Source organism: Desulfitobacterium hafniense DCB-2 (assembly GCF_000021925.1).
Taxonomy (GTDB): domain Bacteria; phylum Bacillota; class Desulfitobacteriia; order Desulfitobacteriales; family Desulfitobacteriaceae; genus Desulfitobacterium; species Desulfitobacterium hafniense.
Genome location: NC_011830.1, coordinates 1,749,101 through 1,774,858 on the forward strand (window position 1 = coordinate 1,749,101; position 25,758 = coordinate 1,774,858).

General features: G+C 47.4%; 25 protein-coding genes. 20 read left to right on the forward strand and 5 right to left on the reverse strand.

Annotated elements, in window-relative coordinates:
- The first annotated feature begins 2 nt into the window (after positions 1 to 2).
- The 10 genes from DHAF_RS08155 to DHAF_RS08200 all read left to right on the forward strand — a co-directional run bounded on the left by DHAF_RS08155 (position 3) and on the right by DHAF_RS08200 (position 8,488).
- Positions 3 to 539: a 4Fe-4S dicluster domain-containing protein gene (locus tag DHAF_RS08155; protein WP_015943563.1), complete on the forward strand. Its 537-nt coding sequence runs from the start codon at positions 3 to 5 to the stop codon at positions 537 to 539.
- A gap of 38 nt (positions 540 to 577) precedes the next feature.
- Complete coding sequence (locus tag DHAF_RS08160; RefSeq protein WP_015943564.1) at positions 578 to 1,273, forward strand: TorD/DmsD family molecular chaperone; 696 nt, start codon at positions 578 to 580, stop codon at positions 1,271 to 1,273.
- Positions 1,274 to 1,299: 26 nt separating this feature from the next.
- Positions 1,300 to 2,178, forward strand: a complete 879-nt coding sequence (gene nrfD, locus DHAF_RS08165) for an NrfD/PsrC family molybdoenzyme membrane anchor subunit (RefSeq protein WP_015943565.1) — start codon at positions 1,300 to 1,302, stop codon at positions 2,176 to 2,178.
- 16 nt (positions 2,179 to 2,194) lie between these two features.
- Entirely contained in the window at positions 2,195 to 3,052 is an 858-nt protein-coding gene (gene nrfD / locus DHAF_RS08170) for an NrfD/PsrC family molybdoenzyme membrane anchor subunit (RefSeq protein WP_005809553.1), read from the forward strand.
- Positions 3,053 to 3,082: 30 nt separating this feature from the next.
- The gene (locus tag DHAF_RS08175) at positions 3,083 to 4,297 is read left to right on the forward strand and encodes a 4Fe-4S binding protein (RefSeq protein WP_018305046.1); all 1,215 of its coding nucleotides are present in this window, start codon (positions 3,083 to 3,085) and stop codon (positions 4,295 to 4,297) included.
- A gap of 198 nt (positions 4,298 to 4,495) precedes the next feature.
- Positions 4,496 to 4,699 (forward strand): 2-hydroxymuconate tautomerase family protein, encoded by a 204-nt coding sequence (locus tag DHAF_RS08180; RefSeq protein WP_015943568.1) that lies wholly within the window; start codon positions 4,496 to 4,498, stop codon positions 4,697 to 4,699.
- Between the two features lie 59 nt (positions 4,700 to 4,758).
- On the forward strand, positions 4,759 to 5,580 hold the full coding sequence (locus tag DHAF_RS08185; RefSeq protein WP_015943569.1) for a TIM barrel protein: 822 nt from the start codon (positions 4,759 to 4,761) through the stop codon (positions 5,578 to 5,580).
- A gap of 259 nt (positions 5,581 to 5,839) precedes the next feature.
- Positions 5,840 to 6,280, forward strand: coding sequence for a MarR family winged helix-turn-helix transcriptional regulator (locus tag DHAF_RS08190; RefSeq protein ID WP_011461324.1), 441 nt, complete (start codon positions 5,840 to 5,842; stop codon positions 6,278 to 6,280).
- Between the two features lie 388 nt (positions 6,281 to 6,668).
- On the forward strand, positions 6,669 to 7,946 hold the full coding sequence (locus tag DHAF_RS08195; protein ID WP_242659952.1) for a hypothetical protein: 1,278 nt from the start codon (positions 6,669 to 6,671) through the stop codon (positions 7,944 to 7,946).
- 77 nt (positions 7,947 to 8,023) lie between these two features.
- Positions 8,024 to 8,488 carry a cupin domain-containing protein gene (locus tag DHAF_RS08200; protein WP_015943570.1) on the forward strand — a complete coding sequence of 155 codons (465 nt, stop codon included), beginning with the start codon at positions 8,024 to 8,026 and terminating at the stop codon, positions 8,486 to 8,488.
- Positions 8,489 to 8,601: 113 nt separating this feature from the next.
- On the opposite strand, the gene DHAF_RS08205 is transcribed toward DHAF_RS08200, so the two are convergent.
- The 3 genes from DHAF_RS08205 to DHAF_RS08215 form a co-directional block, all read right to left on the reverse strand.
- On the reverse strand, positions 8,602 to 9,123 hold the full coding sequence (locus DHAF_RS08205; RefSeq protein ID WP_026198660.1) for a ferritin-like domain-containing protein: 522 nt from the start codon (positions 9,121 to 9,123) through the stop codon (positions 8,602 to 8,604).
- A 174-nt stretch (positions 9,124 to 9,297) separates the two neighbouring features.
- A complete protein-coding gene (locus tag DHAF_RS08210; RefSeq protein ID WP_015943572.1) occupies positions 9,298 to 11,352 on the reverse strand; it encodes a catalase in 2,055 nt (684 codons plus the stop codon).
- A 110-nt stretch (positions 11,353 to 11,462) separates the two neighbouring features.
- Positions 11,463 to 12,734 (reverse strand): D-alanyl-D-alanine carboxypeptidase family protein, encoded by a 1,272-nt coding sequence (locus tag DHAF_RS08215; RefSeq protein WP_015943573.1) that lies wholly within the window; start codon positions 12,732 to 12,734, stop codon positions 11,463 to 11,465.
- A 273-nt stretch (positions 12,735 to 13,007) separates the two neighbouring features.
- On the opposite strand from DHAF_RS08215, the gene DHAF_RS08220 reads away from it, so the two are divergent.
- From DHAF_RS08220 to DHAF_RS08245, 6 genes are all read left to right on the forward strand, one after another.
- The gene (locus tag DHAF_RS08220) at positions 13,008 to 13,550 is read left to right on the forward strand and encodes a DUF4256 domain-containing protein (RefSeq protein ID WP_005809534.1); all 543 of its coding nucleotides are present in this window, start codon (positions 13,008 to 13,010) and stop codon (positions 13,548 to 13,550) included.
- Positions 13,551 to 13,615: 65 nt separating this feature from the next.
- Positions 13,616 to 14,218 (forward strand): class I SAM-dependent methyltransferase, encoded by a 603-nt coding sequence (locus DHAF_RS08225; protein ID WP_005809532.1) that lies wholly within the window; start codon positions 13,616 to 13,618, stop codon positions 14,216 to 14,218.
- Between the two features lie 98 nt (positions 14,219 to 14,316).
- Positions 14,317 to 14,928, forward strand: coding sequence for a DNA-3-methyladenine glycosylase (locus DHAF_RS08230; protein WP_172636477.1), 612 nt, complete (start codon positions 14,317 to 14,319; stop codon positions 14,926 to 14,928).
- 125 nt (positions 14,929 to 15,053) lie between these two features.
- The gene (locus DHAF_RS08235) at positions 15,054 to 15,476 is read left to right on the forward strand and encodes a MarR family winged helix-turn-helix transcriptional regulator (RefSeq protein ID WP_005809529.1); all 423 of its coding nucleotides are present in this window, start codon (positions 15,054 to 15,056) and stop codon (positions 15,474 to 15,476) included.
- Between the two features lie 42 nt (positions 15,477 to 15,518).
- Complete coding sequence (locus DHAF_RS08240) at positions 15,519 to 16,883, forward strand: MATE family efflux transporter (RefSeq protein WP_005809528.1); 1,365 nt, start codon at positions 15,519 to 15,521, stop codon at positions 16,881 to 16,883.
- A gap of 70 nt (positions 16,884 to 16,953) precedes the next feature.
- A complete protein-coding gene (locus DHAF_RS08245; RefSeq protein ID WP_005809526.1) occupies positions 16,954 to 18,132 on the forward strand; it encodes an MFS transporter in 1,179 nt (392 codons plus the stop codon).
- Between the two features lie 99 nt (positions 18,133 to 18,231).
- On the opposite strand, the gene DHAF_RS08250 is transcribed toward DHAF_RS08245, so the two are convergent.
- Positions 18,232 to 18,741: an ABC transporter permease gene (locus DHAF_RS08250; RefSeq protein ID WP_015943574.1), complete on the reverse strand. Its 510-nt coding sequence runs from the start codon at positions 18,739 to 18,741 to the stop codon at positions 18,232 to 18,234.
- A 109-nt stretch (positions 18,742 to 18,850) separates the two neighbouring features.
- On the opposite strand from DHAF_RS08250, the gene DHAF_RS08255 reads away from it, so the two are divergent.
- Positions 18,851 to 19,090 (forward strand): AbrB/MazE/SpoVT family DNA-binding domain-containing protein, encoded by a 240-nt coding sequence (locus DHAF_RS08255; protein ID WP_005809523.1) that lies wholly within the window; start codon positions 18,851 to 18,853, stop codon positions 19,088 to 19,090.
- Entirely contained in the window at positions 19,090 to 20,160 is a 1,071-nt protein-coding gene (locus tag DHAF_RS08260) for an acyltransferase family protein (RefSeq protein WP_015943575.1), read from the forward strand. Before DHAF_RS08255 ends, DHAF_RS08260 begins: the two co-directional genes overlap by 1 nt.
- 86 nt (positions 20,161 to 20,246) lie before the next feature.
- On the opposite strand, the gene DHAF_RS08265 is transcribed toward DHAF_RS08260, so the two are convergent.
- Entirely contained in the window at positions 20,247 to 21,065 is an 819-nt protein-coding gene (locus DHAF_RS08265; protein WP_015943576.1) for a MerR family transcriptional regulator, read from the reverse strand.
- A gap of 200 nt (positions 21,066 to 21,265) precedes the next feature.
- Between DHAF_RS08265 and DHAF_RS08270 the strand changes: the two genes are divergently transcribed.
- Positions 21,266 to 23,422, forward strand: a complete 2,157-nt coding sequence (locus DHAF_RS08270; protein ID WP_041271937.1) for an FAD-binding protein — start codon at positions 21,266 to 21,268, stop codon at positions 23,420 to 23,422.
- A 50-nt stretch (positions 23,423 to 23,472) separates the two neighbouring features.
- A complete protein-coding gene (locus tag DHAF_RS08275; RefSeq protein ID WP_015943578.1) occupies positions 23,473 to 25,719 on the forward strand; it encodes an oxidoreductase in 2,247 nt (748 codons plus the stop codon).
- Positions 25,720 to 25,758 lie beyond the last annotated feature (39 nt).

Sequence of the window (25,758 nt, forward strand, 5' to 3'; positions counted from 1 at the left end):
CGATGGCTGGTCAGAAAGCATTTCTTTACAATCAGAATTATTGCGTAGGATGCCATTCCTGTGAAACGGCATGTATGGTCAAGAACCAAGTGGATGTAGGTGTAAGCTGGAGGACCCTGGATAGCTTTGAGGTTGAGATCAACGGCAGAATGGTGGAGCGTTATCTTTCCCATTCCTGTATGCATTGTGCGGAACCTCAATGTGCTTCAGTATGTCCTACCAAAGCCTATACCAAACGGGAAGATGGGCTGGTGATTCAGGACCACGATAAATGCGTGGGGTGCGGATATTGCATCTATGCTTGCCCGTATCAGGCACCGAAGATGAATCCCCATACTAAAAAGGTGGAAAAATGCACAGGCTGTTATGACTTGATTGACGCAGGGGAACAACCCATGTGTGTCCGGGGGTGTCCGGTTCAAGTCTTAAAAATAGAGGATATCGATAAGCTCGATGCTGAGGGAGCGGTTAAGGAAGCCATCGGTTTCCAGGCCTTTGCCACCAATCCATCCATGCGTTTTGTGAAGATGAAGCAGTAGAGTGCGCTTAAGATTTAGACGCGAAGGGATGGGACGTTTTGAGTAGTCTGGGTAATAACGAAATGCAGGAAATATTGGCTTATCGATGTGTTGTGTTCGATCTATTGCGAAGTCTGTTTATGTGGGAATGCCCGGAAGAGCTTTTCGCAGACATGATCTCCTGGTCAGAGTTGGAACGTGGTGAAGCAATGGCCCCAGACTGTGCAGAAGCTCGACTCAGAAAAGGTCTGTCACCGCTATCTGCTGAAGAGCTACAAAAGATCTATCATGAAGCAACGATAGAGTTTACCAGACTCTTTGTGGGACCTTATCACTTGGAAGCTCCTCCTTATGAATCGGTATACCGCAACGCCAACCGGCTCATGATGCAGGATGTTACCATGAATGTCAAAAGGTTTTACAGAGAGAATGGTTATGAAAGAAGCGAGGTCTATAAGGAGCCTGATGATCAGATCGGGGTAGAGCTGGAGTTTATGTATGCCCTGAGTGAAGATGCTTTGCAGGCTTTTCGGGAGGGGAATTTCGAAAGTTTAAAGAGGATTTTATCCGCTCAGGAACAATTCATGGATCTTCACCTGCTAAAGTGGTTACCCCAATTCTGTCAGGATATCCTGAAATCGTCTCAGAACGAATTCTGGAGAAGTATTGCTGTCTTTACTGAGAACTATATTGAAGAAGACAAGGAACAGATCCAGCGGATTCAACAGGAACTCAATTTATATTGCCAAAGCTAAGCGGCGGAATGGAGGATAAGGATCATATGTATCATTGGGGCTGGAAAATTATCATTTACTTGTTTTTAGGCGGATTAGGAGCAGGGGCTTATTTAACGTCTTTTGCAGCTCAAAAAGGCTGGTTGGGGGAAAACAGCAAACTGGGCAGAGCGGGCTACTTTTTGTCCGGACCTTGTATCGTCATCGGAAGTTTGTTGTTGTTTCTGGATCTGGGTATAGCTTTTTCTGATCCGCTCGGTGTTTTAAGAATGTTCGCCAATATTACTTCGGTTATGACCTGGGGGATTTATATATTATCGCTGTTCATTCTGGTTGGATTTCTTTCTGCTTATTATACAGGGAAGAACAGAGAAGTGCCTGCAATGCTATCTCTTCTAGGAGCAATTCTTGCATTAGGAACCGGAGCCTATACCGGGGTTTTACTGGCTGTGGTTACCTCTGTACCGTTCTGGAACACCTTGCTTCTTCCCTTCTTATTTGTTGTTTCCGCTTTATCGACAGGTCTCGCCGCTACCGCATTGTGCGCGCATTTCCTGGAAAAGAAAGGGGAGCAGGGAGGGGATCGGTCAAGTGAAGCAAAGACGAACAAGGTTCATCTGGTGTTGCTTGGCTTAGAATCGATTCTGATCATGATGCTTCTGGCATTAGCCTTAACAGGCGCAAAAGGGGCCGGTGCTGCTGCTTCTGCACACATGCTTACCAGTGGTTCCTTAGCCCTGCCATTCTGGCTGTTGGTGGTGGCCATCGGTTTAGTTTTTCCTTTGGTCTACTATATTGTCTCAGCCAAAGAACGGCAAAGAAAGCTGGCTTCATTCTTTAATGGTCTATCAACTGACTTTGCCGTGCTCATCGGAGGGCTGACTCTGAGGGCCACCATAGTCTTATGCGCCGTGAGGGTTTTTTAAGATAGGAGGGAAATCAGTGGGAAATTGGGGCTGGCTTATTATTGGCTTCCTGTTCTTTGGCGGTCTTGGCTCGGGTGCTTATCTGACATCTTTTGCAGCGGAAAAAGGTTTGTTTGGCAAAGAGAGTAATTTGGTGCGGGCCGGTTATTTTATTTCAGGTCCTTGCCTGGCCGTGGGGCTGTTTCTTTTTTCCCTGAATCTGGGTGTCAGCATCACTGGAATTTTAACCATGATCGGTAATCCTACGTCGGTGATGACTTGGGGGGTCTATCTCTTAATCATGTTTATGGTCCTGGCCTTTTGGAGTGCCTATCATAAACGTGAAAACAAGCAAGTTCCGGCAATGATCTCAGGAGCGGGAGCATTACTGGCAGTGGTAACAGCCATATACACCGGGGGGCAGCTTTCCGTTCTTTTTGCTCAACCCTTCTGGAACACGATCCTTGTACCGGGATTATTTGTAGTGTCGGCACTGATCATGGGATTGGCTTCTTCATCCCTGCTGGCCCGCATCATCGAAAAACCCGTTCAGCAAGGGGGGGCTGCGGTAACCAGGATAAACATCAGCCTCCTCTTGGTGGAATGGGTGCTCTTAGCGGCTTTGCTTCTGCTCTCTTTTTCAGGGGCTAAAGGTCCGGTTGCTGCTGATTCTGCCCAAATAGTTGTCACCGGAAGACTAGCCGCCTATTTTTGGATTTTGTTAATTGCTGTCGGATTGGTTTTGCCGCTTTTCAACAACGTCTATCCCAAGAAAAAGCAAAACGAAAAGAGTGGCAAGATCTTCGGTTTGTTAAGCGAGGTGGCCACACTGATCGGAGGGGCAACCCTGCGGGCCGTTATCGTATTGTCGGCATTGCCTATCTGGAGTATATAATCGACCCGACCGGGAGTGACTGCTAAGGGTATGAAAATAGAGATGAAAAAAGCGCTTATCATGACTTTATCTTTAATATTGGCTGTTTTTATAGGCTTAAGCTGGGTCAAGCCAGGAGAGGCTGTGCTGTTGCAAGCTGAAGAGGTCCTGCCTGAGGCGCAGTCTTTCCTGAAGATTGCGTCTGCCCCCCTTACTTTAAAGGGGATAAGTCAGGGCCCCCATGGTGAAGAAGAGGTCAAAGGCTATGTTGTCATCGCAAAGGGGAGTTCCTATGGCGGACCCATGGTCATCGCCACAGGAATTGACCCCCATGGGGTTATTGTTGGCACAGCTATTATTGAACACAAGGATACACCTTCATATATTAGAGTTATTAAGAAATATGATTTTCTCAAGCAGTTCGAAGCTAGAAAAATAACCGATCCCCTATCGATCAAACAGGACATCAATGCCATATCGGGAGCAACGTATAGCTCCCGAGGCATTGCCGAAGCGATTTCGATCGGCAGTCATGAGGTGGCCAGAAATCAATTGGGGCTGGACGTAGAAGATGAAGAAGCGGCATGGGTTTTTGGAGTGAGAGAAGGTTCTGTTATGGCCTTGGTTATCCTGATGCTTGTGGGGATAGCGCTGAAAAGTGATAGAATCCGCTGGCTAACCATGGCAGGAAGTCTGGTGTTGATTGGTTTCCAATACAACACACCTATCTCACTTTCAAATCTGGCCTCCTTGTTAATGGGGTATCTTCCTTCAATTCAGCAGAACCTGGTTTGGTATATATTTTTAATGGTTATTCCGATATTAACTTTTCTGATTGGTAAGAACCTATACTGCTTCTGGCTTTGTCCCTTTGGAGCCCTGCAAGAGTTATTGGCCAAAGTATTTGTAGGCAAAGAGGTTATTTGCTGCAGCCGGGGGGTAGAAGAAAAGGCTACCCTGGTCAGGTATGCTTTGGTATATATTGCCTTATTGGGCGCTGTAATCTATCAGTCGCCGGGAGTGGCCGGTTATGAACCGTTTGCCACCCTATTCGGAATGCAGGGAAATATCACCGAGTGGCTGGTGTTAGTGGTTGTCTTATTTTCCTCATTATTGATGCGGAGATTCTGGTGCCGCTTTTTTTGTCCGGGAATGATTGTCAATAGAATTATTTTGAGATTAAGGCATCATTTGATTGATTTTAAGAGGAAATTGGGAGCAAAATCAAACCAAGGGTGTTCAGCACAAAATTCAGTGGATCAATGAGGTGCGACGATGAATTCCAGCGAAAATAAACAGGATAAGCTATTTCTACTCCTCATTGGTTCAACTGTTTTGTTGATTAGTATCAACTTTTTGTCCCGCTTTATTTAAGGAAGAGATAGGGAGGTGATGAGAAAAAAGACCTTAGTAAGATCGGTTCGGATACATTATGTAATTAAGAAATGGAGAGGAGCAATTATTATGCCCTATGTAAACATCAGAATCACGAATGAAAACGTCACTCCGGAAAAGAAAGCATTGCTTATCAAGGGAGCTACCCAATTGCTTGTGGATGTGTTGGGCAAAAATCCTAATACAACGGTTGTGGTAATCGATGAGGTCAATACTGATAATTGGGGTATTGGCGGGGAAACTATTACAGCTCGCAGAAAAGACGGCCGCTGACATTTGAAAGGAATCCGGGTTTTATTGAATAAATAGAACCCGGATTATTGTGAATCAGCATGGAAAAATTATTATTTGGTATTTCCGGTTTGCCCCTGGGTGATGGGACGAAACGGTTTAATTATGCAACCGGCATACATTATTTAAAGTCTATAGGGCTGGATGCCATGGAACTGCTGTTTGTCCACAGTGTCAATGTGACGGATAACAACAAGGGGGCTATCCTGGAGGCAAAGCAAAAGGAAGGCTTTTATCTCTCAGCCCACGCATCTCATTATATCAACCTAAATTCCAATGATATTGCTAAACAAAATCAATCAATCACCAGAATAATTGATGCGGCAAAAGGGTTAGCAAAGGTTGGAGGAAGGAGCTTGGTATTCCATCCGGGATTCTACATGAGTGACGCCAAGGAAGCTGCTTACGCTACAATTAAAAGCAATTTGATGAGGCTTTCGAGTTGTGGCATAGATTACAGGCTTGAGACAACCGGAAAAGGGTCTCAGTTCGGAACACTGGAAGAGCTGGTTGCTCTTTGTCAAGAGGTGCCCTTATGTAAGCTTTGCCTTGATTTTGCTCATATTCACGCGAGATCAAACGGCGGCCTTAAGAATTATGATGATTTTGCCGGTGTTCTTAAGTACGTCCTTGATCATTTAGGCAGAACGGCCCTGGAGGATTTACACATCCATATGGGTGGAATAAGATACACAGTGAAAGGGGAAAGAAGTCATGCTCCATTACTGGAAAGTGACTTTAATTATCAGGAATGTCTAAGGGCTATAAAAGATTATGATGTCCGGGGATGCATCATAGCTGAAGGGCCTCTTTTAGAAAGAGATGCTTTGCTTTTAAAAGAAACCTATGAAAAGCTGCAATAGGCTGGAAATAATTCTATCTATGATAGGGCTTCTTGGAACTTGCGGAGAAGATAAAAAAGTGATAAATTTTTAAGTAGCAGTAGCCATATTTAATGCTTTTATTGAATATAAAAGTTACACAGGAAACAGCAAAATAAAAAAAGAATGATTAATAAAATAAATTTATCGCAAAAATATTCTTTGTTTTAAAGAATATCTGACCATTAAGGTATTGAAGGACGTTAACAATAGAGAATTGAACAAGGTGATGTTGAATACTATGATATCCGTTGATAAATATACCCGTGGATCTTTTGACTATAAGGCCAATAAGTCGGCACTCCTGATCACCCGGCAGCTAGCCAGGAATTTTAAAGATCAAGATATTGTGATCAGTACGGAACAGTGGAAGATTCTTCTTTACCTGTATCGTGAGGATGGCCAGACCCAGTGCAGCCTATCTGAGGCCACTGGAAAAGATGAGCCCAGCATTTCGCGGATCATTAATACGATGGAAAAAAACAATCTGGTGCTCCGAACCCCTCATCCCAACGATCGCCGTACTAATCTAATTCATCTGACAGAAAGCGGCAGAAATATGAAGGAAATGCTTATGTTTTTGGGCCAAAAAACAAATGAAGAAGTGACACGGGGCATTACCCGGGAAGAAATTGAAACCTGTATTAACGTTCTCGATAAGATTATTGGCAACCTTTCCTGATAGCAGGGGGTATTCCAATCGGGTCATTTTGAGAGTAAAGAAAAGGCGTTTGAGTTCATGAGATGATTCAAGGCAGTAAGGCTAGTAACAATAAGATTGATTTATAAGATATTGTCTATCCAGGAGAGCTTACAATCAGTAGGTTCTTTTTTATTATTGCGCGCATGTATCGGACTTAACCCCATTGGCCACCGTTGTTGAAATGCAATTCCGGTATTGATAAACAATATAACTAAACTTTCCTCAGTTTAAGCTATTAAAAAGATATATAGACACCCTCCTTTATGGTAAAATATTCATAATCAGATGCAAAGCGACCTTGGTAAACTGCCCGAATCATGGGACGTTTTGATTTGAAATAAACGTTATCAAGGGAGAGGCAATGGGTATGACTGCGGTAAAAAAATGGAATAGCATTAAAAATAAGAAAAGCAAAGTGTGGTGTGGGTGTGCGTCCTTGCTGATCGTCATGCTTCTGTCCGCCTGCACAAACCCGGCTCTGTCCGGTGATCAGACGGACAACACTCCTCCACCTTCCGAACCGCCTGGTGTTTCAGCACCGGCACAGGATACCCCTGTGTCTAACGGGACAGAACACGAGGCAACGCAGCCGACAGCCCCTGCTGTACAGAAATACTACAACTACTTTGTGGATCACCACACCCTGGTGGATAACAGAGTATTTACCATCAATGAAAATACGCTGCAGGACGATGTGATCTACTTTGCCTTCATGAATACGGAGCCGGCGGAGGGAACGTCGGCTAATATCCGCACGCAGAAGCAGGTCGATGATGTCCTGATGAAGTATTTCGGGATCAAGCCGAAAAGATACAGCACAGGGATCTCCAGTATGACGGCCAGCGGAGATGTTCAGATGGGCAGTGTGATTGAGGATGTGATCCGGGTGCACCGGCTGCTTTTAAAGCAGCTTACCGATAACGGCAACGGCAGTTACAGTGCGGTTTTTAAACTGTATCAAATCCAGACGGATCGCGTGCTGCCCGACTTAGATCGCAGGATTCTTGAGGGGGATCCGGGAATGGAGGTCTACCATACGCAGGATGTGAAGGCGACTTTCACCGAAATCCCGGAGGGAGAGTCGTATTATTTAAAGTTCAGCGAATTTACCCTGATACCCCGTGAAGGACCATTTGCCTCACCGCCCCAGGAGACGGACTACTTAAAAAAGGTAAGCCGCGATGAACTAAAATCCTTTCACGGGCTTGCCATCGGCATGACCCTGGATGAGGCGAAAAAGCTGCTTAAGCTGCCCGAAGGGGCCTATGAGTATCGTGAAGACAGCTATGCTGATTATACCCTGGTCAATGCCGACGGCTGGAGCTATACCTTCCGCACTCTCCCCAAGGAAAAGAGCGATGACAAAAACCAATATCTTATGGCGATCAACATCCGCGACTATCTCGATGTGATTTTCCGTGACATCAAGCTGGGGGACGCTTATGAAGACGTGATCAAAAAATTCCCTTCAGGCCAGGAAGAAGGCCAGCTACCTGGCTCGCCGGACAGCTATTTTACCCGCGACTACCGATTTGCCTCCACCCTGCATAATGTGGATATTTTTACCGGCGATGTACACATCGCCATGCTGTTCGGGCGGTATGACACACTGGCGTGGGCGGATATCTACTCCACCGATTACTGAAGCGGTTTGCCTGGGAAAACGAGGTCATGGTATGAAGCAAACGCGATACAATACGGGTAAAAAATGGAGGGCCCTGCATGAAGAGAATATTAAACATTGATAACATGCCCAGGGAGCATATCGATGATCCGGATTTTCAATCAAAAATGCAAACCTTATTAATAGGTAACGCTTTGGGATGTGAAAAAATCTATGTCAACATAGATTATGTAAAACCAGGCGGCAAGAGCGTAAAATACCATTCCCATTCGAAGCAAGAGGAGTTTTTTCTCATCATGCAGGGGAGTGGTCTATTGAGGATGAATGGTGAAGAGGTATCCATTAAAACGGGTGATGTCATTTCCAAACCTGCCGGTCAGGAGATCGCCCATCAATTCATTAACAATGGTTCGGAGATCCTGCAGATACTTGATGCAGGTACTCGTGAAAAGGATGATATTGCGACATATCCTGATGAAAACGTAGTCTTTATAAGGAACAAAGGTTTGGTTTTTGATATTAAAGATTGTATGAAAGGCTGGACCTCCGATCCGAATTCATAATACTGAAAGGCTCATCTTCCTTAGCGCTATATAACAGATTCTTTTTTAATATGAGTAAATGCTCAAAACGAAACGGTTTTCAAGCAGCAGATAAAAGTGTGGGATAGTGTTTGTTAAACCTGCTGGTACATCTCTCTGAAAATCTGGAGATGGTACATCTCGTCCTGGATGATGCGGCGTAAGATGGCTACAATATTCATATCGCAGATGGTATCCGCCTGATGGGAATATTTGCGGATGGCTGCTTCCTCTGCTTGGATTGATTCGGCGATCAGAGGGCGCACCCCGTGGGGATAACCGATATAGGAAGGGGACCACCATTGCATACAATCCCGGCAGCTCCAAAGCCGCGGGTCCGCTCCCAGCAGCAGGGCGAGCTCGGCGAATATATTGAGATGGTGCATTTCAACGATGCTGATATCGCGAAAGCAGGCTGAGATCCAACTATACTGGGGTTTCGTCACAACGGAGATATAGAAATACCGAGTAACATCGCTCATTTCGGAAACGGCGTCCCCCATGTTGCCAAGCATCTCACAGGCATAAACGGGATTGGGGCCGACCACCCGCACCGGCGGATACGGCACATCCACCCTGTACCGACATGTGTTGATGTTGTTATCATTCATCGCCATGCTCCCTTTCCCATTTTGATTATGATACAATTTATTCGGGCGAAGAGGAGATTATAACAGTGCCGTTAACTTGGGCGGATTGACATGCCGCGGGGAACGGAGCAAAAAATAAGGGACCGCAGCGTCTTCAGATTGTCTTATCTGATAGAGCGCTGGGGTCCCTTTTGGATTATTTTAGTGGACATTCCGCTCGAAATGGCGGCCTGTTGTGAGAGCTGCCAGGAAGTTGTTGGCATAGATTTCCATGTTTCCGGCCGACTCGCAGACGATACCTGGCGCCGGCTTTTGTCCGGAAGGCAACAGGCCCAGCAGGGCCGACGCCTCACCGCTTAGCCCAATGGTCTTATAATGGTTAAAGGTGTCCAGGAGGAAACCCTTTACATCCGCCGAGCCTTTGAGGGCCTCAGTGTGGGAACCGCCGGGGATATAAACGGCATCGTAAAAGACCGAAGCTGTGGTAGCGTAGGTTTGGTTGCCTTCTACCCTGCCGTTATCACCGGCAGTAACCGGTCCCAGCTTACAGGACACCACATCAAAACAAGCGCCGGCAGCAATAAGGGTAGCGGTAAGAGCATCAAACTGAGCTTTATCGAAACCGCTTTCAAGCAGGACAGCCACTTTTCTGGTTTTCGGGCTCTTGGCGGTATTGGCCATACTGAGAGCGGGAGAAGAAGCCGTGGTGGGATTGGCCCCGTTGGCCGGAGGTGTGGCCCCTAAGCCCTCCGCCACCTTTTGGGCCAGCTCCGGATCCACGTTGCCCAGCATATCCACAAGCTTTTGGTGGGTATGCTTATGCTTGCATTTGCCCAGCTCGAATCGGAAAGCATCGATGATGTGTTGTCTTTCCCAGTCGGACATACTGTTCCAAAACATAGCCGGTTGGGTGTAGTGATCCCGGAAGCTCTCGCTGCGCTCCCGGATAACATGGCCATCCACTTTTTCCTGATAGTGTTCGAAGTGACTTTCCCCAGCGCGGGCGGCGTGAGGCTCACCCTTATTCAAGGAGTTGGGATAGTAGCTGGTCTGTCCCTCGTCAATGGTCATGCGGTGCATGCCGTCCCGTTGGTTGTTGTTTACCTTGGGCAGGGGACGGTTAATGGGAAGCTGGTGGAAGTTGGGACCTCCCAGACGAGAGAGCTGAGTGTCCAGATAGGAGAACAGCCGGCCCTGGAGCAAAGGATCATTGCTGAAATCAATACCGGGCACTACATTGGCCGGACAAAAAGCCACCTGTTCCGTTTCGGCGAAGAAATTGTCCGGGTTCTGGTTCAGTGTCATCTTGCCGATTTTCTGAACGGGGATTAATTCCTCAGGCCAAAGCTTGGTAGGGTCCAGAATATCGAAATCAAACCTGAACTCATCCTCCGGCTTCAGCACCTGAATGCCAAGTTCAAATTCGACGGCCTGGCCATGCTCAATAGTTTCCCAAAGGTCCCTGCGGTTGAAGTCAGGATCCTTGCCGGCCACCTTCTGAGCTTCATCCCAGACCAGGGAATGGACACCCAGAACAGGCTTCCAGTGAAATTTTACAAATTTAAATTCACCTTTGGCGTTGACCAGACGGAAGGTATTGATGCCAAAGCCTTCCATCATGCGAAAGCTTTTGGGAACAGCGCGGGGAGACATCAGCCACATGACATTGTGCATGGTCTCCGGAGTATTCACCACAAAGTCCCAGAAGGTGTCGTGGGCTGAGGCCGCCTGGGGCATCTCATTGTTGGGCTCAGGTTTTAGGGAATGGATGAGATCGGGGAACTTAATAGCATCCTGAATAAAGAATACCGGCATGTTGTTGCCCACGATATCATAATTGCCTTCCTGTGTGTAGAATTTAACCGCAAACCCCCGGACATCCCGCACCGTATCCGAAGAGCCGCGAAACCCGGCAACGGTGGAAAAACGGACGAAGACCGGCGTAATCAGATTGGGATCGCTGAGAAAATGAGCCTTGGTCAGATGAGACAGGTTCTCGTAAACCTGGAAGTAACCATGGGCACCTGAGCCCCGGGCGTGAACAACCCGCTCGGGAATCCGTTCATGGTCAAAATGGGTAACCTTTTCCCGAAAGATAAAATCCTCCATGAGGGTAGGGCCCCGTTTGCCTGCTTTGAGAGAGTCATCCGTATTGCTAACCCCGACCCCCTGGTTGGTAGTGAGATACCCCTTGTTATGACTGACCCGAGCGGCATCAAGATCTAAGGATTTCTGGTTTGTTTGCTGATTCTCCATAGTGTACCTCCCTGTAGAAATTGCCATATAGCCATAGTGTCCCCCAAAAGAGTGAATTCATGTGAACAGTGCTGAAAAGGCAGCGAATCCGCTGCCTTTAAACACTATCCTTAAAAGAGATCCCTGTCCCGGTATCTTCCGGCTGTCATTTTCCGCTCAATGCTTCGATGTCTTCTTAGATAGGATACTCTCCTATATACCATATAGAGAAAAAATAACAAGATTGAGATAATTGGCGCAGCCCAATTGAAGGATTTTTTACTGGGCGGCTGGGGGGGTATGGGGGGGATAACACTGCTGTCGGCCATTAAGGCAAAGGAATTAAGAACCCTATCCTCCTCTACCGTTTGGACGCTGGTTAGAACCTGATCTTTCCTTATTTCTTTGAGCTCGGAAGCAATCGGCAGTACATGAAGCGATATATCCGGGGGGGCGGTACTGCCAATTTCTCTGGTATGGATTATCTCGTCGGTAAGAATGAGATTAACGGGGGTATCACTCACCATTAGACTGGAAAGCGCCGTGCCTTTGGGCTTATAGACTACATTTTCAAAGTTGGTAAAACCATATTCGAAAAGGTTTCTCATATCCGTATAGATGCTTGTCTTGCTTGGCGACTTTAAAACAACGCCAAGTAAGGCGCGTCCGTCTCTCTCAGCAGTAGCGACGTAGGTATTACCGGCTGAAGTGGTATAACCGGTTTTCATACCGGTTACGGTAGGCTCGGTCCAGATAAACTCATTGATGTTATACATTTCCGTGGGAATATTTTCTCTGTTTCTGGGGATAATCTTCGTCTTCGTCTTGACGTAATCTCTCAAGACAGGATTTTGATAAGCAAAACGGGCAATCATTGCCAGATCCCGGGCTGTAGTTAGATGACCGTCCTCGCTTAAGCCGCTGGGGTTCTTAAAAGAGGTGTTTAATGCTCCGATTTCCTTGGCCTTAGCATTCATCAAATCTGTGAAGCCTTGAACATCGCCGCCAATATGCTCTGCAATGGCCACCGCTGCGTCGTTAGCAGAGTTAAGCAGCAAAGCATATAGCAGATTTTCCAGGGTCACTTGCTCACCTGGTTCCAGATAGATACGTGTTCCCTGGGTTAATTCCTGATCCAGCACGGAGGGACCGGCGGTTACCAGATCATTTAGATTTCCTTTTTCCAGAGCAATGAGAGCGCTCATAATTTTGGTAGTGCTGGCCGGTTCAAAAGGATGATCGGGATTTTTGGCAAAGAGGGTCTGGCCTGTGGTAATATCAATTAAAATGGCGCCTTCGCTGCTTAGTTCCGGAACCGGTACTTTATCTGGAGAGCCGAAGACAGGTACTGCGAAGTTTAGTAGCATAGCCAGGGCTGTGAATAGTACTGCAATTAATCTCAAAACTAAAACCTCCAAGGAACAAAATAATAATCGATAAGCGTTACCTAAAAAGCTTATCAAAAATTGATAAAATAATCTATCTTACCGTGGGAAAAACATTGAAGTCGTTTCTAATGTTAGCAAAGGGTCTCCATTCTCTAAATTTCTCAATTGTCTTTTCTATCTACTTGACGGGGAGCACACCAAGATCATGGGCATGAAAGATCAGCAATCTGAAAAAAATACGAACCATAGTACGTAATTAGAGAATGAGATGAAGATGGAGGGATAGCAGTGACAAACAGCGAATTAATCGGACTATTAAAGAAACGCTTTGAGGAAAATATGAACCGGCATAAAGGTCTTGAATGGGCTGAGGTGCAGGCAAGGTTGGAAGAGAGTGGGGAAAAACTTTGGTCACTCAGTGAAATGGAAAGAACCGGCGGTGAACCCGATGTTGTTGCTCAGGATGAAGTGACGGGTGAATACATTTTTTACGATTGTTCACCGGAAACGCCAAGCGGGCGCAGGAATATTTGCTATGACGGTAAAGGCCAGGAAGAGAGAAACAAGAAAGGAATATTTCCGGAGGGCAATGCAGTTGAGATGGCAGCGGCCATGGGCATTGAGCTTCTAGCGGAGGAACAATACAAAGAGTTGCAGAGACTTGGTAATTTCGATCTCAAGACGTCCAGCTGGCTGAAGACACCTTCCGACATTAGAAAGCTCGGCGGAGCCATCTTTGCTGACCGTCGCTACGACCATGTCTTCGTTTATCATAACAGCGCACCCTCCTTCTATAGCAGCAGGGCATTTCGTGGTTGCCTGAGGGTTTGAATGTTTCAAAGGGCTGGTTTTAATATTGCAACAACAGTTTGCCAAAGTAGATTGGAGAGGTGATCATGGGGAATACGGATAAATTTGAAATGATAGCTGATAGATATGACACACCTGAAAGAGTGGAAATTGCCAAGGAATCAGCAGCTGCTATTCGCGAATATTTAGTTGAGGCTAAAAGCAAGAGTGCTATTGATTTTGGGTGTGGAACCGGCCTTGTGGGCATGAACTTATTGAATGAGTTTGATTCGATGCTTTTTCTGGATACATCACAAGGCATGATTGAGCAAATTAAGCAGAAAATAGCCGGTTCCAATCTACAGAAAGCAACCACATTATGCTTTGACTTTGAAAAAGACAGCCTTGCGGGCTTGCATGCCGACTATATTTTTATGGCTCAGGTATTGCTTCATATCCCTGATGTTGGACTGGTTTTATCAAGATTGTATGAGGTACTAAAAGAAGGCGGACATTTATTGATCGTGGATTTTGATAAAAATGAAAAAGTAGTTTCAGATCAGGTTCATAACGGATTTGAACAAACAGAGCTGGTTGAGCTCATGACTGAAATAGGCTACAGAAAGATTCAAACCAGGACTTTTTATACCGGAGCTAAATTCATGGGGCAGGACGCATCTTTGTTTATCCTTGATTCCCAGAAACTCTAAATCCTCTCGATAAGGGATGGATTGCTCCGGGCAAATCCGGCAAAAAAGAGGAAGATATGATAAAGGTCCTGAAATGTGGAAAGGAATACAGCAATAAAATGAAACGATTAGGCAGAGAATTTTATAATAGAGATTCATTAATCGTCGCCAGAGAACTGCTGGGGAAGGTCCTCGTACACGAAATAGAAGGGCAGAAAGTTTCGGCAAGAATTGTTGAGACAGAAGCCTATAGGGGTATTGAAGACAAAGCTGCCCATTCTTATGGCGGAAAAAGAACGCCCAGAGTAGAAGTGATGTATGGAGGGCCAGGGTTTTCTTATGTATTTATGATCTACGGTATGCACTATTGCTTTAATGTGGTTACCAGAGAAGAAGGAAACCCGCAGGCTGTATTGATCAGGGCGGCTGAACCAAGGGAAGGCTCTGAGCTGATGGCCCAAAATCGGTTTAAAAAATCATATCATCAGTTAAACAAGAGCCAAATACTTGGGCTGACCAATGGACCGGGGAAGTTATGCAGGGCTTTATCAATTGATAAAAGCTTAAATGGAGAAGATTTGTGCGGCGGCAAACTCTATGTGGCAGAGGAAAGCCAGGAAAGCTTGAGCATAGTAACTGCTAAACGGGTGGGAATTGATTATGCTGAGGAAGCTAAAGATTATCCTTGGCGATTTTATCTAGAAGATAGCCAGTATGTTTCAGTAAAGTAAAAGATATAACCTTCATCTCCGGAATCCTCGATGGGATGGAAAAACATGATCTGGCATTCCCAACCCGACCCATTAAAAGTTAATCAATATAATTGTCTTGACAATTATATTGGGGAGGTGTAATAATGACTTCCGGACCTGATAATTCATTGGGATTTGTTTTAAATCGGACTAATAACAAACTTAAAAATGCCTTGATTCAAATTTTGAAACCATATGATATCACACCAGAGCAATGGGGGACACTAAAGCGCTTATGGCAACAAGATGGGATTTCACCTAAATGCATAGCGGAATTGACATTCAAGGACCAGCCCACAACTGTAAGAATATTAAAAAAGCTGGAGAAAAAAGGGCTGATATTCAGAGAGGTGAATTTAGCGGATAATCGCTCCTATTTAATATATCTTACAGATAGAGGAAAAGAATTAAAAGATATCCTGATACCCCTGACTGAAAAAAAGTTAAAGGAAGTTTTGAAAGGCATCGATCAACAGGAAGTACAAAAATTGCTTGAAATACTTAATAGAATATATGAAAATTTATAGATATTTTTTAGAATAATAAAAAGAGTTTAGAGGGGACAGATAATGAATAGGAATTTAGAAATGCGTGATGAGAAAATCGACAAACTTCTTTGGAAGTTCTCCTTGCCGGCAATTATCGGCATGCTGGTCAATGCTTTATACAATATCGTGGACCGAATCTTTGTCGGACAGGGCGTCGGCTATATTGGAATTGCCGCAACCACGGTGGCTTTCCCGATTATGATTATCAATATGGCTACTTCGATGCTGATCGCTATTGGCGCCACGGCCTTGATCTCCATTCGTCTGGGTGAACAGAAAAAAGAAGAAGCAGAAAAAATTGCCGGCAATGCTACCGGACTGCTTATTCTGCTGCCCTTGCTGCTCACCATTGTTTATCTCATATTTACCGACCCGATTCTGAAATTGTTCGGTGCCAGTGCGGAAGTTCTGCCGTATGCCAGGGATTTTACCCATATTATTATGCTGGGTTCAGTCTCCGGTTCCATTGCCTTTGGCATGAACAACTTTATCCGTGCTGAAGGAAATCCCCGTTATGCCATGCTCACTCAGATCATCGGTGCAGTCTTGAATGTCATTTTGAATTATACTTTCATTTTCAAACTGGGCTTGGGGATCAAAGGCTCAGCCCTGGCTTCCATCTGCAGTCAAACCGTCTCAGCGCTTTTTGTCCTGGGGTACTACTTCACCAACCGGAGCACGATTAAAATTCACCTCAGAAACCTTAAACCCCAACCATCTATCGTTTTCAGCATTCTGGTGATCGGCTTTGCTCCCTTCGCTATGCAAATTGCCAACAGTATTCAGCAAACGATTTTAAATAAGACCCTGATGGTCTATGGTGGTGATATAGCCCTTTCGGCCGTAGGCATCATCATGAGCATCTCCACGATCATCTTTATGCCCATCGTCGGCATCAGCCAGGGCGCTCAGCCGCTTATCGGCTTTAACTACGGGGCCAAGCAGTATGACCGGATCAAAGAAACCTTGAAGAAATCCGTTCTTTTCAGCACCATCCTGGCCGTCGTCGGCTATGTGGTGATCCGGATCTGGCCTTATCAAATTATCGGTCTTTTCAGCAAAGATGATGTGGCTCTTACCCAACTTACCGTTCATGCCATGTTGGTCTTCTTTGCGCTTTTGCCCCTGATCGGAATTCAAATTCTCTGCTCCAGTTATTTTCAGGCTGTGGGCAAGCCGCTTCAATCCACCTTGCTCAACTTATCCCGGCAGGTGCTGCTCTTCATTCCGCTGCTTCTGATTCTGCCGAATTTTTGGGGAATCGAAGGGGTATGGAGAACAGCTCCTATCGCCGATAGTTTAGCGGTCCTGATTACCTCCACCGTTATCCTTTTCGAGATGAAAAAGCTTCCTAAAAGCGTGCCGATTCCCCAGGAAAGCGTCTAAGCGAAAATCTCCACTACATTAAAGCAGTGGAGATTTTTTCATTTTATTAAGTCTCTGGAAATACTCATAAATGATCGAGATGCCAATATATTGTTTAAGGGTGGTTGATATTCGTATTAGCTTAAAAGAAGCCATTTATCTTCTTACAGGGTGGTTTACCTTATTTATCATTGGTACTGATTTGTTTGTGATATCTCCCTTGTTACCCTTTATTGCTCAAGAATACGCAATAACTCCTGCTGTTGCAGGGTGGCTGGTTACTGTATTTTCACTGATGTATGCCATCAGTGCCCCGCTTTTTGGATGGCTTTCAGACCGTAAAGGCCGCCGCCTTCTGATTGTTTGCGGTTTATTCTCGTTTGGCATAGCCAATTTTTTGACAGCCATTTCCCAATCATTTGCAATGTTAATAACCAGCCGTATTTTTGCCGGTTTATCTGTTGCGTCAATAACCCCTTTAGTCTATGCAATTATTGGCGATACAGCATTGCCTGAACGTAGGGGAGTATGGCTTTCTATTGTAGTATCAGGACATCTTACGGCTTTATGGGCAGGAGCGCCGCTGGGAACTTTGTTGGAACAATTTCTGGGGTGGCGTTCTGTTTTTATTAGTTTAGCTGTCATTGCTGCTTTACTGTCAATTTTAAACTTCAGGGTTTGGGCATCAACAAATCAAGCACATCCAGCAGAAGCACAGGTGAAAGGAAGCGCCCTGAAAATTATTTCTGCAGTGAGTGTCACTGCTTTTTGGGCAATTGCCATGTATGCTCTTTATGTATTTCTCGGCACAGGATTGGTTTTAGATAACCATTTTTCTTCAAGTGAACTTGCGGCTTCAATCACTGCCTATGGTATAGGAGCTGTGGCTGGCAGTCTGTTCAGTGGAAGAGTTACAGATAAAATTGGTGCAAGAAAGGTTTCCATATTCAGTACAGTCATGCTTGTCGGCATACTTGCCTTATTAGGTTTTTTCCTTTCAGCGGGAACTTGGGTTTATTTTTTGTTGTTTTTGTGGGCACTGATTGGATATGCTTCCTTTACTTCATATCAAGCCCGTTTGGCGGAAGAATTTCCAGAAACTCGTGGTATGGCCCTTGCCTTAAATAACACAGCCTTATATATTGGGATTACCCTTGGTTCCATGATGGGCGGTTTTATTATTACCAAATGGGGGTTCTTCACTTTGCCATTGATCTGCAGTGGAGCAGCCTTAATAAGCAGCTTAATAAGCGCCAAAAGGAAAATGTGAAGAAAATAAGCAAAAACAAGGCCGAAGAAGTGCAGATTTTGGCCTTGTTTTTTATCTGATTCCTGGATGACATCGGGAATTTTAGAGGACGTCCTATTTTTAGGTGGTGTCACTGTTCATTTTATTTGTAAAGACCAATATGGCAATCGCCATAATCACAGCGGCATAACAGATGACCCACCATAAGTCCGGGAATATGGCTGAATAATCTCCGGCAAGCGCGGCTCTTCCCGCTTCAACAGCATGAACGAATGGCAGAGCCTCGGCAATGCTTTTAAATGCACCACCGACCAAATCGAGATCAAACCAAATGTCGGAAAGCCACGCAGTTAAATTGGCTAATAATGCTCCGCATAACAGACCGATGGCAATAAATAAAACTGCTGCCAGAATCAACACCACAATGGTGAGCAAGGCATTTATATTAATAGCCAACCCAAGAATAAAGGCCACCGCAAAGCATACGGCAATCTGCAACACGGCCATAGGGAACAGAGGAAGGGTATACCCGAAGATAAAATGACTTGAGGTTAAGGGGGAGGTAAATAAGCGCAGCATAAATGAGCTGGTTTTGTCTTTGGCAATCAGCATGCCCGAAAAAAACAGCAAGCGTTGCGGATACCTTGACTGCGCAAGATAATCGATTTATAATAAGGATACCATTCATACTTTTCATACTCAAGACACAAATTATACTATAAGGATGTGAGATAATTCTATGGCTTCTCCCGAAGGAAAATATGCCTGGACTGTCAAGGTGGGCGAAAAAGGACAATTTGTTATTCCCAAGGAAGCGAGAGAGATTTTTAATATCAAGCCGGGTGACACACTGATTGTTTTAGCCGATGAAAAGCAGGGTATTGCCATCCCCCCGAAGGATATGTTTGCCCAACTGGCAAAGGCGATCTTCTCCCAGAACAGGCCTCCGGAGAACGACGGAAGGGAGGAGGAGGAATAATGTCCGGTAATATCGCTCCGCCAAGGAAAAAGTACTTTGATAATATCCGTTCCGCGACAATTGTACTTGTACTCATGTATCATGTGGTTTATATTTTTAACAGCGCGGGGGTTGTCAGCAATATTCCTATACAGGGAATTCCGGCGCTGGACAGCATCTGTTATTTTCTTTACCCCTGGTTTATGTGCCTGTTGTTTGTGGTTGCCGGCATCAGCGCCAGGTATTCCCTGCAGACACGCAGCGCCGGGCAATTCGCCCGGGAAAGGGTGCACAAACTGATCGTCCCATATTTGGGCGGCGCGTTTTTACTGGGCTGGCTCAACGGGTGGGTTACCGCCCATTATGTGGATATGTTCGGCGGGCAGGCGGTTCCGGGTTTTGTAAAATATCTGGTGTATACTCTGAATATAGGACCGCTGTGGTTTTTGTTGGAGCTGTTTGTGATTTCCATGCTTCTGCTGCTGATTCGTAAGCTTGATCGCCGGGACAGACTTTGGACATTGGCGGGGAAGGCCAGCCTGCCGCTGATGGTTTTGCTCTTCCTGCCGGTATGGGGTTCTTCCTTTGTGCTCAATCTGCCTGTTGTCGTTGTCTTCCGCAACGGGATTTATTGGCTGATGTTCCTGCTCGGCTACTATGTATTTTCCCATGACACCGTTTTGGCAAAGCTTAAGCAACATGCTGTCCTGTTCTCCATCATTGCCGTCGGGTTGGGGGTCGCTGAAGTTTTGTATTTTTTCGGCCAGAACTATGCGTCCGACGCCTGCCTGCAGCACCCGCTCACGAACCTATACCTTTGGATGATGATTCTCGCTATTCTGGGATGTGCGCAGAGATGGCTTGATTTCAGCAATTCCTTAACGAAGTATCTGCAAAAACGCAGTTTCGCGCTTTATGTGTTCCATTATCCTCTTCTGGTCACGGCGGCGTATTGGCTCACGACTTATACCGAGCTGCCCATGGCGGCGGTTTATCTGATTCTGCTGCCGTTCACTTTCGCCGCACCCATACTTTTCTATGAAATCGTTAGCAGAATACCGGTCATCCGCTATCTTTTATTGGGGAAATGAGGAATCGTTGACAAAAGGCATCGGAACCTAAAAAGTTCTGATGCCTTAGTTGTTTTTCCTATTATAAGGGGGGATTCAATGAGAATCTAAAGTTCTCCCTGAACAGGGATGTATATTTCAATATAGGAGATGCGCCGCCCATTTTTTATCGACGTAAAGATCAACTTGCCGACAATGTCTCCCATAATGGCATAGGGCTGTTCATTGATCTGATTCATGATCAAGGCTCTTGAATTACTTAGGAAATATTCACGATTCGTGCTGGATAATACCGTAGATAAGTAAGTCTGTGGGGGTATATATTCAATATCCTCAGTAATTTTCAGATCAACATATTCTAATTCATTTTCCCAAATAGCCTGTCCCCAGTCATAGTCATAAATCTCCAGTCCGGATAAAAATTCTTCCGTCTTAATTCGGAAACAAGAAAATGTATAGGGTAAAGCATTCATCCAGCTGCTGACGGCATTTTCGATGGAACTATTTTTTAACAAATGATCTTTATCTGTATGCTGCAGGCGATACAGCCCAGGCAGGGATTTAATTTTAAATTTATGCAGCGATGAGTTAATCGCGATTATTTCATCCTGAACTTCTGTCATTTTATTCAGAAGCAGGGTGTTTTTATGAATTTGCTCCTTTAAGGCCTGTTTTGATTCTTCCATTATCTCAACAACATCTGTTGTCGAATCACTTGCCATGAGTTTTGCCACATCGTCTAAAGGCAAGTTCAGGCTTCTCAGAGTTCTGCTCTTAATAATGGTTCTGGCATCATAGTCGTCAAAGTAACGATAATTGTTTTTCTCATCCTTAAGCGGTTCGATGATTTGCAATGATTCGTAATGTTTCAGCGTATCCACTGTAACCCCCAGCAGCTTAGAAAATTCGCCTATACGATATTTCATGACTGTTCTCTCCTTGCTTAAGAATCTAAGGGGTATACACTTTCAATCATACAATATTGTTAAAAAAAGTACAATTAAATAAAAATACTTTCACAAATAGTGTTGACTCCGGTGTAACCCCCAAGTTTATGATTAATGTATCTTTTTTATAAAGTTCCGATTAACAAGTCGGCAAGGAGAAGAAAGGAAGGAAAGGGAGAATGAAAGGAATGAAAAAGCATTGCGGCACACTCTTGCTCTGCCTGCTGGCACTGAGTCTGGTACTGACCGGCTGCTCCGGCTCCGGAGTTAAAACAGGAACGAAAGCAGGAATTTATACCCCTGGCACCTATACTGCCCAGGCAGCGGGATTCGGTGGCAAGGTCTCCGTCACCATGACCTTTGATGCTAATGCCATCACCGACGTGAAGATTGAGGGAGCTGACGAGACTCCCGCCGTCGGCGGCAAAGCCATCGAAGGGTTTCCCGGAATGCTCATGGAGGCGCAGTCTGCCGACATCGACGGCATAAGCGGCGCCAGCTACACAAGCAAAGCGGTCCTGACCGCCGCCGCGAACTGCGTGGCCCAGGCCAAAGGGGAGGATACCGACCAGAAGACCCCTGTAGCCGACGGTACTTACAGCGGTCAGGCTCCCGGCTTCAGCTGGACCGGAATGATTAAGGCGGATGTGACGTTCAAGGATAATACCATCACGGACATCAACATCGTGGAGGAGCAAGAGACTTACACCGGCGAGATTTTCTATACCGTTCTTGACAATTATATTCCCCGGATCCTGGAGGCCCAATCTCTGGCGGTGGACGGCATCAGTGGAGCCACCCTCTCCTCCAATGGTGTGCGCGGCTGCGTGGAGCAGGCCATTGAGGCCGCCGGCGGTAGGAGCTCTGAGTGGTATGGCGAGGTAGCTAGGTCCACCAAGATTGTGAAAAAGGAGGGCTACGATGTCATTATCGTAGGCATGGGCGGCTCCGGCATCACCTCCTTCCTGTCCGCTGCCCAGGCGGGGGCCAAGGTTTTCGGCATTGAGACCACGGCTAAGCTGGGCGGACAGAGCGCCACCACCAGCGGTCCCATGGCCGCAAACTCCCAGGTTAAGATGGATGAGGAGTTCGGCGGCAAAGAGTACATCGACGCCGACGCCCTTTACAAGGCCTGGAAGGACTATTGCGGCGCCGACGCCAAGCCGGAGATGATCCGTATGGCCATCGACGAGTCTGGTGAGACCCTGGATTGGATGATCAAGGACTGGGGATTCCAGTTCTCCCCCATGAGCAGCTTTATCCTCAGCCCCTACCCTGACTGGAAGATTTGGTGCTACTATGGCGGTGAAACCAAGAACCGTTTCGGCACCAACAAGACCTATATGTTCGAAAACGCGGTCAAAAAGGCCCAGGCTCAGAACCCTGCCGCCGAATATATGCTGGAGCTCACTGCTCAGGAACTGCTGATGGACGGCGACAAGGTGGCCGGGGTGAAAGCCGTCTACCACGACGGCACCATTTATGAGATCTATGGCAAGACCGTCATTCTGGCCACCGGCGGCTTTATTGGCAATGCTGACATGATGAAGGAATACCTGGACGGCCCGGCCAACACTGTCGCCATGACGGTGGACGACGGCGACGGCATCAAGCTCGGCCTCTCTGCCGGCGGTGCGCTTATGAATCCCGATATTCCCCCTATGGTGCACATCAACCAGGTGGCCAATCTTATCAAGAACAACGATCTGGATGCCGACGGCAAGCAGGTCCTCACCTCTCTGGCTATCGCCACTGACGCTCTGGCTGTGGATGGGAACGGGAAGCTGTGGAACACGAGAGAGGAGATCTGCCTGGCCCCTCAATACCGGTACTATAATATCTACACTGCTGCTCAGATCGAGGCGATCAAGACCAAAGGCCTGGCCAAGGTCAATAAGTCCATGTTCATGGATCAGGGTGGAACCGTGGAGGCAGGCAAGCCCATCGCCAATATCGATGAAATCCTCAAGGTGGGAGCCGGCTATAAGAACGTCCTCACTGCTGAAAGCGCCGAGGATCTGGCCAAAGCCATCGGCTGCGACGCAGCGACTCTTAAGGATAGCCTGAACGGCGCTCAGGGACCCTACTACGCAGTGATCTGCTCAGGCTACGCCTATGCTACCTGCGGCGGCTTGAACGTGGACGACGCCATGAACGTGCTGCGGGCCGACGGTTCTCCCATCGGGAATCTCTACGCCGTGGGCCAGGACTCCATGGGTGTTCTGTTCTCCAGTGATGTTCCTTACACCCCATACGGCGGTCAGGCCCAAAGCTGGGCGTTAACCTCCGGCCGGCTGGCCGGTGCCAACGCGGCTAAGTACGCTATGGGCAAATAATTTCAAATCTATCGGCGTGGGAGAAGCCATCTTAGAAGGGAGAAGGAGTTATGAGTTTATCAAGACGTCAATTTCTCAAAGGTGTCGGAGCGGCCGGGGTGGTTGCCGCGGGAGCGGGACTTAGCGGGTGCTCGCCCGCCGCGCCGGCAGGCAGCGGTTCCGGCTCCGGCAGCCCCGCGGAAGGTGCCCCAGGAGGCGCGGCCGGAGCGGCAGCTGCAGGTGAACTGATCGCGGCGGCCTATCTTAATCCGCAGGATTACGACTACCGTCAAAACACTACCGACTTCAAGACCCTGTTTTCGCCTCTGCAGATCGGCCCCCTCAACCTCAGCCACCGCATGGTCAAGTCCGCCGCCGGATCGGCCACTTACCTCGCCGGGCTTACCGATGAGCTCCTCCAGTACTACGTACAGTTTGCCAAGGGCGGCGTTGAGCTGATCTGGGTGGAAATGGTCGCCGCGCTGGAGCCGCCTTCCGACGGCAGCCCGGCATCTGGGGCAGCGCTGGAATTCGGCAGGAAGCTCGTCGCCGAGTGCGGCAAATACGGCGCCAAGCTGGGTTATCAGACGTACGGGTTTCCGCTGAAGCCGGTTAACGACATGACGAAAGAAGACATTGCTGCGTTCCAGGCCCGCTATGTGAACACTGCTCAGCAGATCAAGCAAATGGGCTTTGCCGCGTTCGAGATCAACGCCGCCGGCTTTAACCTGGGCGAGCATTTCCTTTCCCGTTTCCACAACGCCCGCACGGATGAATACGGCCCAGGCAGTCTGGAAAACCGGGCGCGCTTCGTGACCGAATGCATCCAAAAAATCAAACAAGCCTGCGGCAGCGACTTTGTCGTTCAAGTCTTGATCGACTGCATTGAGGAAAACGACAACCTTACCAACAACGCCACCCTGGCGACGTTAGACAATGCGGTGACTGCGCCCCACAATAAAGTAACGACGATTGAAGAGGGCATCGGCCTGGCCAGGTTGATCGAGGCCGCCGGCTGCGATGCCATGCACCTGCGCTTAGGCCCCCTCGACAATCACCCTTGTCAATTCGGCAGCGACCTTTACTTTATCTTAAACGGGATTGAGGGCGCCACCGGATACGGCACCCAGTGGGATTTCTCCAGGCATTGGCAAGGCCAGCTGATCGCCAACCACAGCGGCGCCGGCATGCTGATCGATATTGTCGGGCGTTACAAAGAAGCGCTTAAGATCCCTTGCGGCACCGTCACCTACATGGATCCGGCCCATGCCCCGGATTACTTTGAGAAGGCACTGGCCGAGGGCAAAGTCGACTTCTATCTTATGAACCGCCCCCTTACCGTTGATACTGAATACGTCAACAAACTGAAGGAGGGACGCGGCGACGAAATCGCCCCCTGCACCCGCTGCCTCCACTGCCACATCGGCTCCAACGAGATGAACCGTGAGATGGGGTATTGCCGTGTTAACGCCCTGACGCAACGGGTAATGACCGACAAAGGTCCGAAGACTTATGAGCTTCAACCGGCTGCAGCGGCGAAGAAGGTTATGGTCATCGGCGGCGGTCCTGCCGGTATGGAAGCCGCCCGCATCGCCGCCGCCCGCGGCCACAAAGTCACCCTCTATGAAAAGACCGGTGCCCTCGGCGGCAAGCTCACTTTTGCCGGCATGGTCAAAGGACCTCACGAAAACCTCGGCGACCTTAAGGATTACCTGGCCAGGCAGTTGGAGGTTACCGGCGTGACCGTCGTTTTGAGCAAGGAAGTGGACGCCGCCCTGATCGCCGGCGAAGCCCCCGATGCCGTAATCCTTGCCACCGGCTCTTTGCCGGGGGAGGTGGGCGTAAGCGGCGGCAATGTACCGATTATCGACTATGACCGGTTCATGGGCAACAACACCGGCGAAAACGTGGTGGTATTCGGTTCCAATGCTCAGGCCTTCGATGCCGCTTTATGGCTGACGGTGCGCAAGAAGAAGGTCACTATTGTGACACCGAATCCCAACGAGGATCTGGATAAGCAACAGTCTCATCATGCCCAGCGTTTTATGACGACAGCCCTCTATGCTCTGGGTGTCAAAGCCTATCCGGGAGCCACGATCAAGGAAATCGGCGACGGCAAGATTACCATTGCCTCGGATTACGGAGTGGAAACCGTGATCCCCGCCGACTCGATCATCAATGCCGCCGACTTGCTGCCCAACAAGTCTTTGCTTGAGGGTATTGGGGTGAAGGAGAAATACGCCATTGGGGACTGCCATGAGCCTTATAATATCGCTTTGGCGATCCGGGCCGGAAACGATGTGGGCCGGGCTGTGTAGTTAAGCCAGTGGGCGCTCCGCTTTACAAGTAATTTAGAA